Annotated in this window: 18 protein-coding genes; 14 read left to right on the top strand and 4 right to left on the bottom strand. The window is 40.8% G+C overall.

Annotated features, from left to right (window positions below; all coding sequences use genetic code 11):
• The first annotated feature begins 203 nt into the window (after positions 1–203).
• The 11 genes from Xhom_RS49455 to Xhom_RS49405 are packed head-to-tail and all read left to right on the top strand — an operon-like array spanning position 204 to position 3,856.
• Entirely contained in the window at positions 204–530 is a 327-nt protein-coding gene (locus Xhom_RS49455; protein WP_069315735.1) for a hypothetical protein, read from the top strand.
• A complete protein-coding gene (locus Xhom_RS49450; protein WP_069315734.1) occupies positions 527–862 on the top strand; it encodes an ANR family transcriptional regulator in 336 nt (111 codons plus the stop codon). Before Xhom_RS49455 ends, Xhom_RS49450 begins: the two co-directional genes overlap by 4 nt.
• Positions 855–1,043: a PerC family transcriptional regulator gene (locus tag Xhom_RS49445; protein ID WP_069315733.1), complete on the top strand. Its 189-nt coding sequence runs from the start codon at positions 855–857 to the stop codon at positions 1,041–1,043. The genes Xhom_RS49450 and Xhom_RS49445 overlap by 8 nt, the downstream gene beginning before the upstream one ends.
• A complete protein-coding gene (locus Xhom_RS49440) occupies positions 1,043–1,261 on the top strand; it encodes a hypothetical protein (protein ID WP_069315732.1) in 219 nt (72 codons plus the stop codon). Before Xhom_RS49445 ends, Xhom_RS49440 begins: the two co-directional genes overlap by 1 nt.
• Positions 1,261–2,049, top strand: a complete 789-nt coding sequence (locus tag Xhom_RS49435) for an ORF6N domain-containing protein (RefSeq protein WP_069315731.1) — start codon at positions 1,261–1,263, stop codon at positions 2,047–2,049. Before Xhom_RS49440 ends, Xhom_RS49435 begins: the two co-directional genes overlap by 1 nt.
• 10 nt (positions 2,050–2,059) lie before the next feature.
• Positions 2,060–2,296 (top strand): hypothetical protein, encoded by a 237-nt coding sequence (locus tag Xhom_RS49430; RefSeq protein WP_069315730.1) that lies wholly within the window; start codon positions 2,060–2,062, stop codon positions 2,294–2,296.
• The gene (locus tag Xhom_RS49425; RefSeq protein WP_069315729.1) at positions 2,293–2,823 is read left to right on the top strand and encodes a beta clamp domain-containing protein; all 531 of its coding nucleotides are present in this window, start codon (positions 2,293–2,295) and stop codon (positions 2,821–2,823) included. The genes Xhom_RS49430 and Xhom_RS49425 overlap by 4 nt, the downstream gene beginning before the upstream one ends.
• A gap of 12 nt (positions 2,824–2,835) precedes the next feature.
• Entirely contained in the window at positions 2,836–3,060 is a 225-nt protein-coding gene (locus tag Xhom_RS49420) for a hypothetical protein (protein WP_069315728.1), read from the top strand.
• Positions 3,053–3,277 carry a hypothetical protein gene (locus tag Xhom_RS49415; protein WP_069315727.1) on the top strand — a complete coding sequence of 75 codons (225 nt, stop codon included), beginning with the start codon at positions 3,053–3,055 and terminating at the stop codon, positions 3,275–3,277. The genes Xhom_RS49420 and Xhom_RS49415 overlap by 8 nt, the downstream gene beginning before the upstream one ends.
• Positions 3,277–3,549, top strand: a complete 273-nt coding sequence (locus Xhom_RS49410) for a hypothetical protein (RefSeq protein WP_069315726.1) — start codon at positions 3,277–3,279, stop codon at positions 3,547–3,549. Before Xhom_RS49415 ends, Xhom_RS49410 begins: the two co-directional genes overlap by 1 nt.
• The gene (locus tag Xhom_RS49405; protein ID WP_069315725.1) at positions 3,539–3,856 is read left to right on the top strand and encodes a hypothetical protein; all 318 of its coding nucleotides are present in this window, start codon (positions 3,539–3,541) and stop codon (positions 3,854–3,856) included. The genes Xhom_RS49410 and Xhom_RS49405 overlap by 11 nt, the downstream gene beginning before the upstream one ends.
• Positions 3,857–3,994: 138 nt before the next feature.
• On the opposite strand, the gene Xhom_RS49400 is transcribed toward Xhom_RS49405, so the two are convergent.
• Both Xhom_RS49400 and Xhom_RS49395 read right to left on the bottom strand, forming a co-directional pair.
• Complete coding sequence (locus tag Xhom_RS49400; RefSeq protein WP_069315724.1) at positions 3,995–5,248, bottom strand: tyrosine-type recombinase/integrase; 1,254 nt, start codon at positions 5,246–5,248, stop codon at positions 3,995–3,997.
• 200 nt (positions 5,249–5,448) lie between these two features.
• Complete coding sequence (locus Xhom_RS49395) at positions 5,449–5,913, bottom strand: LysR family transcriptional regulator (RefSeq protein WP_069315723.1); 465 nt, start codon at positions 5,911–5,913, stop codon at positions 5,449–5,451.
• A gap of 121 nt (positions 5,914–6,034) precedes the next feature.
• On the opposite strand from Xhom_RS49395, the gene Xhom_RS49390 reads away from it, so the two are divergent.
• Entirely contained in the window at positions 6,035–6,649 is a 615-nt protein-coding gene (locus Xhom_RS49390) for a LysE family translocator (RefSeq protein ID WP_069315722.1), read from the top strand.
• A gap of 289 nt (positions 6,650–6,938) precedes the next feature.
• On the opposite strand, the gene Xhom_RS49385 is transcribed toward Xhom_RS49390, so the two are convergent.
• Positions 6,939–8,897, bottom strand: a complete 1,959-nt coding sequence (locus tag Xhom_RS49385; RefSeq protein ID WP_069315721.1) for a pyridoxal phosphate-dependent decarboxylase family protein — start codon at positions 8,895–8,897, stop codon at positions 6,939–6,941.
• A gap of 500 nt (positions 8,898–9,397) precedes the next feature.
• On the bottom strand, positions 9,398–10,282 hold the full coding sequence (locus Xhom_RS49380; protein ID WP_069315720.1) for a dimethyl sulfoxide reductase anchor subunit family protein: 885 nt from the start codon (positions 10,280–10,282) through the stop codon (positions 9,398–9,400).
• Positions 10,283–10,542: 260 nt separating this feature from the next.
• On the opposite strand from Xhom_RS49380, the gene Xhom_RS49375 reads away from it, so the two are divergent.
• Positions 10,543–11,298: an FNR family transcription factor gene (locus tag Xhom_RS49375; protein WP_069315719.1), complete on the top strand. Its 756-nt coding sequence runs from the start codon at positions 10,543–10,545 to the stop codon at positions 11,296–11,298.
• A gap of 127 nt (positions 11,299–11,425) precedes the next feature.
• Complete coding sequence (gene uspE, locus Xhom_RS49370; protein ID WP_069315718.1) at positions 11,426–12,373, top strand: universal stress protein UspE; 948 nt, start codon at positions 11,426–11,428, stop codon at positions 12,371–12,373.
• Positions 12,374–12,375: the final 2 nt, after the last annotated feature.

The following is a 12,375-nucleotide window of genomic DNA, read 5'->3' as shown; positions in this document are numbered from 1 at the left end:
CAAACTTAAGCAGGAAAGAGAAATTATTCGACTTAAGAAGGAACACATAAAGGCGATAGAAAAACACAGAAAAACCCAAGATGAATTAATAGCTATAGGGAATAAACTTTCCCGATTGCAATCAAAATAATAAAACAATAAACACGTTTTAATTACAGCGCCATCGCTGGGGATTTGATCACCCTAAAAACGGGAAATAGAAAATGACACAATTAACTTTGCTTGAAAGAAAGCGAAAGGCATTAGTACACGCCAAATTGGATTCATTACAAATTAAATTCGGAACCCACACTGAGATAATCAAAGTAGGAAAGATTAATTATCGACTGGATTTAGGCGAGGAAATATTAACACAGGCTTTGATTAAATTCTTTGAGGATGAGTTAGATAACAATCCACATAAGCCACATGCGCTTATTAATACCTACAACTGCTTTATTACCAAGAACGGAAACTTAACCTCCAAAGGTGAGGATTTCATGACTCACCTTCTGGAATATGTCGCACAAAAAACGGAGCCAATAAAATGAAAAATGAAACCTATTTAGATTTTGCTAATACAGCCATCCAGAAAGAGAAAGAAGAGAAGTATGACCTTGCCGCTTCATATTGGGGAAAAGCCAGAAGTGTAGCCACCAGTATTAATGCTCAATTATGGTCTGAATACCGTCAGGAGCATAACGAAAAAAGGCATTTATTACATACCAGCTATAGCGCAGCAATAAGAACTCAGAAAGAAAACAGAAAAATAGCAGCAGTAAACAAACGAACGGCGGAGGTATTGGAAAGTCACCTCGAAAATCATCCTGAAACAAATAAGTGGAAACAAAAGTTTCAACAGGCGGAGGCTAATCATGACTGAATATGAACAAGCAAAGCAATTAGCACGGAATTTAGAACTGAAAGGCTTATTTCGCCGCGCCGCCAAAGCATGGGGAAATGCGCTCTTATTATCTCAGGATAAAAAACAAGAACAGGAATGTACCAAGAATAATCTGCGCTGTGTTCGAAAAGCAAAAATAACTCTTAGGGAGGGATTGTGATGGCAAAAATAAAAAGAAGTAAAACGCAACAAGGATTTATGGGAATGACCATCCCTCAAGGAATGCGCTTAGGAAAAGACGAAGAACGTGATTATTTAAATTCAAAAAAATATATCGCCAATTTCTCAACAGAAGGCGAATTCCTAAGAGTACCACTTAATAGAGCCATGCGACGTCATGCAAAGAAAATGAAGATTGAACTTAAGGAAGCAGAATAATGAGCAAGAAAAACGAATTAATTACTGTCGATTCAAACAAGCTGCCAGTGATCGAGTGGCAAGGCGTTCGTGTCGTTACCACTGAAACGCTGGCGACTGGGTATGGTACAGAACCAACAAACATCCGTTCCAATATCGCTAATCACCGCAGCCGCTTTCTTGAGGGTATTCATGTATTCACTCTTAAAGGTGATAACTTTCAATCATTTAAGAACCAAGGCAATAATATTGACTTGGTTAATAAACACGCAAATCAAATCACCCTCTTCACAGAGAAAGGTGCGGCTCGCATGTCGAAAATTCTTGATACCGATGAGGCATGGTCTTTCTTTGAAAAAATGGAGTCAGCTTACTTTCATCAGAAAAAAACCGCAACCAATCCCCTTGCCTTGCCCGGTGATTACATTGCAGCTCTGGAAGCATTGCTGACAACTGAAAAAGAAAAGGTCGTCATTACTCAAGAACGTGATGAAGCTCGCCGCACCAAATCACAGATCAGTCGCAGTCGTGAAGCTCAGGCACTCGGCAAACTCGGTGCTGTTACCCGCAAATGTAGAGAGCTGGAAGAACGCCTGGGTGAAAGCACAAAACACGCAACGGTTACGGCGGTGCAGAACGCCACAGAAAAAGAATACCAGTACGCCCCACTCCGCAAATGGTGCAAGGAAAACAACATCGAAGCGGTGAAGGTTCCTGACACCCGATATGGACATGTTAAGTCATGGCCTGCCGAAGCATGGCTGGCGGTACACGGTGTTGATCTCAAAAAACTGTTTGGCAAAAAGTGAGGTGATGGAAATGGAAAAGTACATTGTGACCTATTTGGCTAATTACCCTTGCGGGCATCGACACACGCTGCGTATTGCTATGGAGGCCCATGATGCAATGGAGGCTATCGCAAAATCACAGGCAGTATTCACTGACGAGCAGCTGACGTCAACTAATCACACGCTCTTCTCTGTCATGCCGGAAGGATTCAACAAAAACACGATTAGCAGTCTGGATGCATGCTCAAAGGCGGAGGTAAAGTCATGATCATTAACTCCAATTTATTACGTGCCGCACTGGTCTGTGTGGCTAAAAATGACCCGCGTTATTACCTGTGTGGGGTGAATATCACTCCAAAATATCTGGAATCAACAAACGGCTATGTCGCTTTTCGGTTAGAGCATGGCGTGAATACGCGCCGTAAAGCTATCGTGCAGTTTCACGGGAAGATCCCCAAGAAAGCAGACACAACGGAACTGCATTTCACCAAAGAACCTTATGCCGTTCACCGGGATATTGCCGGGATTCGGGTTGGATTCACCGTTTTAACCATGCTGGATGGTCGCTTCCCTGATTTAGACCGCGTGATCCCAAAGAAAGTGGAAAATGTTATTCCCCACTTTCAGGCTGAGTACTTGGCCTACCCCTACAAAATATTTGGGATTGATTCAAGACTCATCACCGTTTCCATGCACCCCTCCGGCATGACAGGCGCTTGCTTAATGAAGTTTGGCGACAACATCAATCAGCGTTATGGCAACCCTCAGTTTGTTGTCATGCCAACGCGGGTGTAAGGGGGCGTTTCAATGAAAATCGAATATCAGGACAAGGGCAACACAGCACAAATCATCCTTGCCAGCTTTATTACAGAACGCCGCTTACACAACCGTTGTGTTGATGCTGCCCTGTTAGCCACACCTGTTCGGGCTGCTTCTTCCGGGGTGTTTTTCAGAAGAACGGTGATCACAGGCAAAACCAATCACATGATGCGGGCTTACAAAACCATTTGCAGGGAGGCAGACCGTGACTAAGGGACACCGCCAGCGGGCAGACATTGACGATGTACTTGTTAAGGCCACATTCCACATTGACGACGGCAGGGATCACACGCAGCGGATTATCCACCGCATGAGACGTAACCAACATATTCATGAGGGCATCTGCCCTCTTCTGCCACCCGCGCCCAAAGTGGCCGAAGTGAAATTAACACCGGTGAAGAAAGCACGTAATAAGCGAGGTAAAGAATAATGATAAGCATCGATAACGCACAAAATGAAATTGGGTTGGCTGGTCATATTGATGACGGGAAAGAATGGGCGAGCGGGTTATTGAAGAAGGCAGATGAGCAGATTCAACAGGAAGAAAAATTACCAACAGTTATAGAGGAAGAGGCTGTCGATATTGAAGGCACCCAAATAACAGTCAAAGTTCTGGATACAGGGCAACGAGTAATAGACGCCCAGAATATACAGCAACTCTTTAACTGGTTGGAAAGTGGAGAGAATAACAATGATCAATGACGCCTTCCACCTCACCCAAATCATTGCTTCGGTCTGGGGTGATCCTGCTGATATCACCGAGGCAGTCTGGCAGGCAGGCTACCGGAAGCCAGAACGGGGAGAAAAGGCAATCGCTGAACTCACTATCGACATGATGAACGGGGTGCCCGATGAGGTGCCCTACTCTGCGAGACCAAAAAATTTGGATGATATTCTCACAACGGAATTGAACAGCATTATTTTTGAAGCGACATGGAGTGATAAGGCAACACCGGCAATGGTGGCGAAAACAGTTTTGGAGAACCGGTATCAGAAAGGAGGTAAATGATGAATCAATCACCTTATATCAAAACAGACGAACTGGCAGGCCGATATGGCGTAAAGCCACATACAATAAGATTGTGGTGCGGTAATGGGAAGCAAAAACGAGAAGGCTTCCCAAAACCCAGATTTAAATCCGACCAGCTTAACTTTCTGCGGCAGGATATTTTTGACTGGGAGAACGGGAAACAATTTTAGTCAACTTATCCCACCAGCGTTCATAGGCCTCTCTCTGCTCGTCTAGGTAGGTGTGCTTATCGTACACCTGCCATATTCCCGGCAATTTATGCCCCAGCATAATTTCAGCTACATGAGGTGATGTTAATTCGGAAATTTCAGTGCGCATAGTCCTACGCAAATCATGAATTGACCAGTGAGCGCAAGTAGGCAGGTAAGGAGCCATTCTTTTATTAAGAATTGTAATTATTTGAATGTATGATCCCCGAGCGAAGGGTTTTCCGCTAGATACTGTGAATAAATATGAACTTCCACCGTTTAATTTCTTTGCGTGCTCGATTAATTCTTTAGCTGCTGGAATGATAGGTCTGATTATGGGCTTCTTGGATCTTCTCCCTGTTTTATGGTTGGCGGGCGGAACAATCCAAACATTCTTCTCATAGTCAAAGTCGTTAACCTTGGCTTTCAACAGCTCACTAACGCGACATCCAAATAGCAGGCACAATTTTATTATTAATGCGTTGCGGGGGTTGTAGTCAGAAGCATTAATGAGTTTAAAAAGAACCACTAACTCTTCTTCATTTAATGTCCTTTCGCCCATCTCAGAATCGAGATCAGCATCCGCAGCTCTTCCTCCTAAATCACTTTTTTCCACATCAGATAATGGAGTTAAATTGGTCATTCCGCGCCGGACAGCCCATCTATGCGCAGTCTTGGAGTATGTCAATATGCGAGTGCCAATTGACGGTACTTGCTTGGAAATGTCTTCAATTAAGGCAAGCCAAACATGGAGCGTCACCTCATCATGAGGAAGTTTACCGATTTTAGGGAACACATGAATTTCGAAAGAACGCAAAATAGAATCAGCCTCAATTTTTGAGCCTTGCATTGTCGTCTTCCACCATTCTCGCATTAGTCCCTCTACGGTCACTGCGCTTAATGCAGACTCTTTGCGAACGCGTTTAACTATTTTAGGGTTACGGTGTTGTTCGAGTTCTCCTCGGTAAAAAGTGACAGCGTCACGAGCATCTTTTAAGCTGGTTGCAGGGTAAGTACCAATATCAATTCGATCTCCTTTGCCGTTCCATCGATACCTGAATTGAAATATGATTTTTCCTTTAGGGGTAACGCGAACAGATAAGCTATCCCTATCAGACTTAGTAATCATTTTCTCTTGGGGTTTACCGCTGGTGGAACGCAGCCATGAATCAGTAATTGCCATATCACTTTCCTCAAAAAATAATACAGCTTTTAATGTAGTTTATGTACTCACATATGTACATTTTTTTCATGATACAAGATGAATGTTTGTGACTAATGATGACTATAGCAAGCAATGGAATGGTTTAATTTAAATAAAAATCAAATGGTTGAATTTAAATATGTGATTATATGTGACTGCTCATGATTACGGATGACTTATTAAACGTATTCCCCAAAAAAATCATTTCGCCGAATGGCTAAGTTGACCGAATTTCGCGAAAAGTCGATATTGCCACCCCCTGAGACTAAATGAATTTCGATATCAGGATAGTTTTCCTTAAACTTCATTAAATTAGGAAGCAACCATTTCATCATGATTGTGGGTTCACAAGAAACAATTAACGGTGTTCCTTGGGATGTTTGTTGGAGTTCATCGAGTGTCGATGCTAGCAGTTCAAATGCTTGTTGGCAGGTTTGTTTGAGTTTTTCACCAGCAGGAGTCAAAAAGATCCCCCTATTTCTGCGTTCAAATAAAGTAATACCTAAAATAGCCTCCAATCGCCGGATTTGACGACTGACCGCTCCTTGTGTCACACATAATTCTTCTGCTGCTTTGACTAAACTTTGGTAACGGGCTGCCGCTTCAAATGCCCTCAACGAATTCAGTGGGGGTAGCTCTTTCATTACAATCCTTTATTGTTGATTTTTTCTCAATCATTTCAGCGTAAATTAATCGTTATTCTTTAGTCAAATAGATCAATAAAATAAGTTATCAAAATATGACAAGTGCTATTCAGAGGACATAATGACAGAGTTAATTGCTGTAGCCGTTATTACTATTCTTGCAGTTATCAGCCCGGGGGCTGACTTTGCAATGATCACCCGCAACAGTTATCTTTACGGCCGACGAGCCGGCATATTAGCAGCCATTGGGATAGCATCAGGTATATTGGTTCATGTTGCTTATACCATCCTTGGTATTGGTATTTTAATTGCGCATTCACCCAATATATTACTCGCCATAAAAGTTGCGGGAGCTATTTATCTTATCTACATAGGTTATAAGACGATCACATCAAAAACAGAAATTGATGTTGATATTAACTCAACAAAACAGGCTGCAATTACGGCGTTTAGAACGGGTTTTCTGACAAATGTATTGAATCCTAAATCGACACTTTTTGTTGTCAGTACCTTTACTCAGATTGTTTCACCATCCACCAGTATCGGCTTGCAAATGAGTTATGGGATTTTTATGTCTCTCATGCACCTTATCTGGTTTATAAGCGTTGCTGTTTTCTTTTCTCACTATAAACTTAGAGCTGCCATGTTAGAAAAACAAACCATACTTAATCGAGTCATTGGTGTCATTCTGATGGGATTCGGTGTTTCTTTGGGCGTGATCCCTATCGCCAATTGAGAAAGCAACCGTAAGGACATTGATTATGCCAATCAACTTTAATGCCAAAGAAAACAAATATGCTTATGTTGGCCGTGAAGCCCAATAAGAATGGTACGATCTGATTCAGAAGCTGGGAACGCTGTCGGATTTTATTGTTGAAAAAGATTTTTGGACTGTTTGGGTAGGTATAAAATAAATAATATTGAAATATTCGAGGTAATGAAAAGAGCCTGAAAAGCTTTTCAGGCTCTTTTTGCTGGTAGTTATTTAGGTTAATGAAAATGTCAGCGACGTCATATTCAAATTATCATGACCGGACAGCAATAAACGGTTTATCTATACTGGTTGTCCGTCGTACTTTTTTCTCTTCTTCATCAACCAACTGATTCAGTTTACTAACAAAGATAGCTTGAAGTTTCTGCCAAAACTCTTCGAAATGTTCTTCATTACGCAAACAACTAGTCATTACCGCAGCTCGTAATACATAAATGCGGCGGGTTTTCTCCCATTCACTGCGGCTAAAACCACATTTTTCTGCATAATGCTGCGGTGTATCACCATACTCTTTGTAATCCAGTATGGTGGATGATGTAAGAAAATCGTTGGCATAAGCACGCCCTGTATAATATGAACAAAGTTCATAAAGGCGTTTATTGAGGGCATTGTGGCGGGTCAAACTCTCGTTGCCAACTTCTTTGAATGTGAAGTTAATCATATGAAAATCAGGGAATGGCATAATATGCACTTCAAACCGATGCATACCTACTTCTATTGGCGCTAAATTCGCGAGCTTATCCAATAGACGGTGAGCGGTGACAATACCGGCAGCGATGATTTTTCCATATCCATTGATATTCAAAGGTAATAATCGATGGGCAGCCCAGAGAGCCGCTGCTGTCGCTCCTGCTTTTGAGCCTTCCATGATAGATGAACCTAGAATTCCTCTATTGATAGCTGAGGGATTCGTATTATCGTTTTTCTCTTCAAAGACATAAGCCGCCCGGGAAGAAATCAGGTCGAGAATACGTTTGTCTTTCATACAGATGGCACCAGCCGCGTATTGAATAAATCCAACCTTATGCGGGTCAACTGTAATCGAATCAACTTCTTTCAATGCCTTGAAACTTTGGTAAACCTCCGGTTTCGGCCAGCTAATGCCTTCAGGCATAATTCCTATCGTACGATGATGATTAACCAGATCATCATATTCTACAAACTCTCCTTGTTCATTCAGGAGCATAGAACAAGCGTATCCTGCATAAGCTGCATCAACATGGATATAGAATGATTCACCATAAAGCTCCTCACATTCCTGCCTCAATGCGATGACTTTATCAATTTGATCTATCGCCCCAACCTCCGTTGTTCCTACCACAGCAATCATTGCCAAAATTGACTCGCCTTTTTCAATTAAATCAAAAACTATCTTCCTCATTTGAACAATGTCAGTTTGATAGTTTTCATTAACAGGCAATGAAATAATGTTTTCCTGACCGATACCAAAAATATCTGCTGCTTTCATCCAAGAGTAATGCTTGGATTGTGGAACCAGTAGTTTGCCCAATATTTCTGGTTTTACTCCAATGCCACGACACGTCATATCGCGGACTTCCTCGAAAATTCCACGCTGTTGCAGTTCACTGATTAAATCTAGAGTTTCAGCCGTTGACATGTTTCTCAATTGCTGAGGAGATTTATGATTGAGCAGATCTTTTGCTTTTGGATGTTGGGAAATTGCAAAAGGTAACGTTTTTACATTTCTGGCAACCCATAATCCTTCATAGTTAGCTACAGTACCGCCAGAAGTGATGTGTCCCCAAGATTGCTGAGGATCATAACCAAACATGCGGCAGAGATCTAACCCGGATTCAAGTTCCAGCTCTGTTGTTGTAGGAGAGGATTCATAGCTACAGTTGTTTGGGTTGTACATCATGGCCATAACATAAGCAAGGTTAGAAACCATCAACGTATCACTGCTAATATGGCCAAGATAACGGGGAGAAAAGAAAGGGATTGACGTGTTTTTCAGTTTTGCTGATAACTGATTTAAGATCCCTTCTGTCTGGTAAAGTGTTTCTCTGTAATTGTGTTCATAACGGTCAACAGATGTGACCAAGGCCGAATCTTCGGGATGAAAACCTGAGCGCCAATGTATGTGTTCGCTAACTGCATAGTCCATCATCTCTCTAAAAAAAACCGCATTTTCTGATTTTGGGCCCAAAAACAACGCATCTATATTTAAATTTGGATGAAATGGCTTGGTCATAATTTGCGCAACCTTTTAACTGATTTTTTGTGTTTTATAGTAAAGTTAAATTTTATAAATTTATTAATAAATTTTTTTATTTTCTATATGAATGAAGGATTCCTTGTGATGCTGATAAAAAGCCCACAATAACTGTTTGAAAGTATATTGTTTGATTTTTAGGTAATGCACAAAAATCACTCTACTACCTGTGCCAGGTTAATCTATTTTTGTAGATATAAGACATTATTCTATGAATATTAATAATAAGTTAATAATTAACTTTAAATTTGTGCGCTACTACAAAGAAATGCGAAGAATGTCTTAAGGTGTTATGGAGTAAAGATTTATATATGAACTATACAAGCCATACCATTAGGCTCTAATGATGGCGTTCACACATAACAGAAAGCGTGATTTTTTCACAAATTCTGTTATGCAGAACAAAACATAGATAAGTTATGCGATTGGAGTAAGTGAATACAACCAACAAAGCTGTAAATTGAAAAATAAAGAGTATGTTATATATTGCACATAGCAAAAAATGTATATTGATTAGCTAACTCAGCGATAAACATAAAAATTGCACCAAGTAAAATAGAATAATTATTATGCAATGATAAGCTATATTTCTCCTTCCATAAAGCATACGTCCAAACTGTCATTGCAATGATATATAAGCACCATGAAACCATCCTCAGTCCAAAGGCACTTTTGATATTAAGTTCAACTTGGTGTGGAAAAATAGCATTATCATTCACTGTTATGGCTTCCGCTAACCACCCCATATAGGCTGGGTGTTCAATCAAGCGCACTGTTATACTGATAAACACAACCAACAGTGCTGTCATCACCAATTTGATAGGCAATGGTCCTTGAATGTGTTTTCTTAACGGACAACCAATAAATGACAGTGCCAACGCAGGCCCCAATGTAAACACCGCACTGTAGAACAGAAAATAAGTATTAATGTTTGTCCAAGTGACCATCTCACTGTTAACGTAAATAATCGCCATATAATGAAGGCTGATTAAACCAATGATACCTATCCCCAGAAGGATATAAGCATGTACTTGTTTTATGATTACGATAAAAATCGTATATAAAACCAGCAGACCAAAATAGATGGCAGCAAAAGTTGTTTCTGTGTTTACCCATTCCGGCATAACATGACGGAATGAGTGATAAACATTCAACGGGTACTCTAAAATGTTTAGGGAGGCCACTAACTTGATCCCTGCCAACACATTGCTGACTAATAAGGTTCTTTGCACAATGATAGTCATCGAATTGTGCCATGTGTTTAATTTATGCTTAAACCAGTAAATATAAAGTGCACTCATCAGCACAAGCCCAATGGAGCCTTGTACTGCCATTGTAAATGCAATCAACAGCCATTCACTCATGTCAATTCTATTCCATTTCTCTGTAATCAAAAAACATCATCGACGCGTATTACATCCATATCTTATTGATTCAATTTTAGTTTGATTGAGATATTATATTGAATGGGCAAAATTTTACGCAAGTTCAATGTTAATCCAAAAAAAAATTTACTTTTTTTCGATAGTTATGCCGTGATTAATAGGAGTATCTACCTCTTATCAGAGCTACCTAAATATGTTAAATTAGCTCTCATATCAATCACTTCTAATGAGCATTCCCTATGATCCCGGAAAAACGTATTATTCGTCGGATTCAATCTGGTGGTTGCGCAATCCACTGTCAGGATTGTAGCATTAGCCAGCTCTGCATTCCTTTCACCTTAAATGAACACGAACTTGATCAGCTAGATAATATCATCGAGCGCAAGAAGCCTATCCAGAAAGGGCAAACGTTGTTTAAGGCGGGTGATGCATTGAAATCACTCTATGCCATCCGTTCTGGGACAATCAAAAGTTATACAATTACTGAAGAAGGCGATGAACAAATTACAGGATTCCACCTTGCGGGTGATTTAGTTGGGTTCGATGCCATTATTAACACCGAACACCCAAGTTTTGCCCAAGCTCTCGAAACATCGATGGTATGTGAAATTCCGTTTGAAACTCTGGATGATCTCTCTGGAAAAATGCCTAATCTGCGTCAGCAAATGATGCGCTTGATGAGTGGCGAAATCAAAGGTGACCAAGAGATGATCCTGTTGCTCTCCAAAAAGAATGCGGAAGAAAGGCTGGCCGCCTTTGTCTACAACTTGTCCCGCCGCTTTGCGCAACGAGGCTTCTCACCTCGTGAATTCCGTTTGACCATGACACGTGGCGACATTGGCAATTATCTTGGTTTGACTGTTGAGACAATTAGTCGCTTACTTGGCCGTTTCCAGAAGAATGGCATTTTGGCGGTCAAAGGCAAATATATCGCGGTCGAAGATATGGCTAAATTGACGGAATTGGCTGGTAAAGCTCCCGCTACCGCATCCTGATGTCATCTAAATTTTAAGCCAGATCACTATATTTTCCTGATCTGGCATTTTTTTACCCTGTTATAGTTGGTTATATTGGTTTATCTTCTGTATGAAGGGGGCATTCAGCCTCTGCGAGGAACTCAATATGGCAAACTACCAAAATATCTTAGTTGCAATTGACCCCAATCAGGATGATCAGCCCGCATTAAGACGTGCAGTTTATATCGTGCAGCGTAATGGTGGTCGAATTAAAGCCTTTCTACCTATCTATGATATTTCATATGAAATGACCAGCCTTCTTTCTCCCGAAGAAAGAAATGCCATGTGCAAAGGTGTTATTGGGCAACGAGCCGCTTGGATAAAGCAGCAAGCCTATTACTATCTTGAGTCAGGGATTGATATTGAGATCAAAGTTGTTTGGCACAATCGCGCTTACGAAGCCATTATTCAAGAAATCATCACTGAAAATCATGACTTATTATTGAAAATGGCACATCAGCATTCTCGACTGGGATCCATCATTTTCACTCCACTTGATTGGCAATTGCTACGTAAAAGTCCCTGTCCTGTCTGGATGGTAAAAGATCAAGTATGGCCAGAAAGTGGCTCTGCGGTTGTTGCAGTCAATTTATCCAATGAAGAATCTTATCATAATGAACTAAATCTTAAATTAGTGCGAGAAACACAAGATCTTGCCAATCGAATTGTAAAAGAACCACTGATTCATCTTGTTAGTGCTTATCCGGTTGCACCTTTAAATATTGCCACAGAGCTACCTGATTTTGATCCGAATGTGTATAACCAAGCATTGCGTGGTCAACATCTTGTTTCTATGAAGGAATTGCGGCAAAAATTTTCGATTAGTGAGCAGTACACCCATGTTCATGAAGGTATACCGGAAAAAGTCATTCCGGAAGTATGCGATGAATTAAATGCAGGAGTCGTTGTTTTAGGCATTCTAGGCCGAACGGGGCTATCCGCTGCGTTTCTTGGTAATACTGCTGAGCATGTTATTGATAAATTAAAATGTGATTTGCTTGCCATTAAACCAGATGGATTTGTTTGTCCTATTAGTGTGGATGAAGAGCCATAAAT

Source organism: Xenorhabdus hominickii, assembly GCF_002632725.1.
In the GTDB taxonomy this organism is placed as follows: Bacteria; Pseudomonadota; Gammaproteobacteria; order Enterobacterales; family Enterobacteriaceae; genus Xenorhabdus; species Xenorhabdus hominickii.
Note: the sequence above shows the minus strand (reverse complement) of the source record. Positions and strands in the feature narration are given on the sequence as shown.

Bases quoted from the DNA above. Each gene is read 5' to 3' on its own strand.
- Xhom_RS49455 (WP_069315735.1), top strand. From the start codon at position 204: ATGACACAATTAACTTTGCTTGAAAGAAAGCGAAAGGCATTAGTACAC.
- Xhom_RS49450 (WP_069315734.1), top strand. From the start codon at position 527: ATGAAAAATGAAACCTATTTAGATTTTGCTAATACAGCCATCCAGAAA.
- Xhom_RS49445 (WP_069315733.1), top strand. From the start codon at position 855: ATGACTGAATATGAACAAGCAAAGCAATTAGCACGGAATTTAGAACTG.
- Xhom_RS49440 (WP_069315732.1), top strand. From the start codon at position 1,043: ATGGCAAAAATAAAAAGAAGTAAAACGCAACAAGGATTTATGGGAATG.
- Xhom_RS49435 (WP_069315731.1), top strand. From the start codon at position 1,261: ATGAGCAAGAAAAACGAATTAATTACTGTCGATTCAAACAAGCTGCCA.
- Xhom_RS49430 (WP_069315730.1), top strand. From the start codon at position 2,060: ATGGAAAAGTACATTGTGACCTATTTGGCTAATTACCCTTGCGGGCAT.
- Xhom_RS49425 (WP_069315729.1), top strand. From the start codon at position 2,293: ATGATCATTAACTCCAATTTATTACGTGCCGCACTGGTCTGTGTGGCT.
- Xhom_RS49420 (WP_069315728.1), top strand. From the start codon at position 2,836: ATGAAAATCGAATATCAGGACAAGGGCAACACAGCACAAATCATCCTT.
- Xhom_RS49410 (WP_069315726.1), top strand. From the start codon at position 3,277: ATGATAAGCATCGATAACGCACAAAATGAAATTGGGTTGGCTGGTCAT.
- Xhom_RS49405 (WP_069315725.1), top strand. From the start codon at position 3,539: ATGATCAATGACGCCTTCCACCTCACCCAAATCATTGCTTCGGTCTGG.
- Xhom_RS49400 (WP_069315724.1), bottom strand. From the start codon at position 5,248: ATGGCAATTACTGATTCATGGCTGCGTTCCACCAGCGGTAAACCCCAA.
- Xhom_RS49395 (WP_069315723.1), bottom strand. From the start codon at position 5,913: ATGAAAGAGCTACCCCCACTGAATTCGTTGAGGGCATTTGAAGCGGCA.
- Xhom_RS49390 (WP_069315722.1), top strand. From the start codon at position 6,035: ATGACAGAGTTAATTGCTGTAGCCGTTATTACTATTCTTGCAGTTATC.
- Xhom_RS49385 (WP_069315721.1), bottom strand. From the start codon at position 8,897: ATGACCAAGCCATTTCATCCAAATTTAAATATAGATGCGTTGTTTTTG.
- Xhom_RS49380 (WP_069315720.1), bottom strand. From the start codon at position 10,282: ATGAGTGAATGGCTGTTGATTGCATTTACAATGGCAGTACAAGGCTCC.
- Xhom_RS49375 (WP_069315719.1), top strand. From the start codon at position 10,543: ATGATCCCGGAAAAACGTATTATTCGTCGGATTCAATCTGGTGGTTGC.
- uspE (WP_069315718.1), top strand. From the start codon at position 11,426: ATGGCAAACTACCAAAATATCTTAGTTGCAATTGACCCCAATCAGGAT.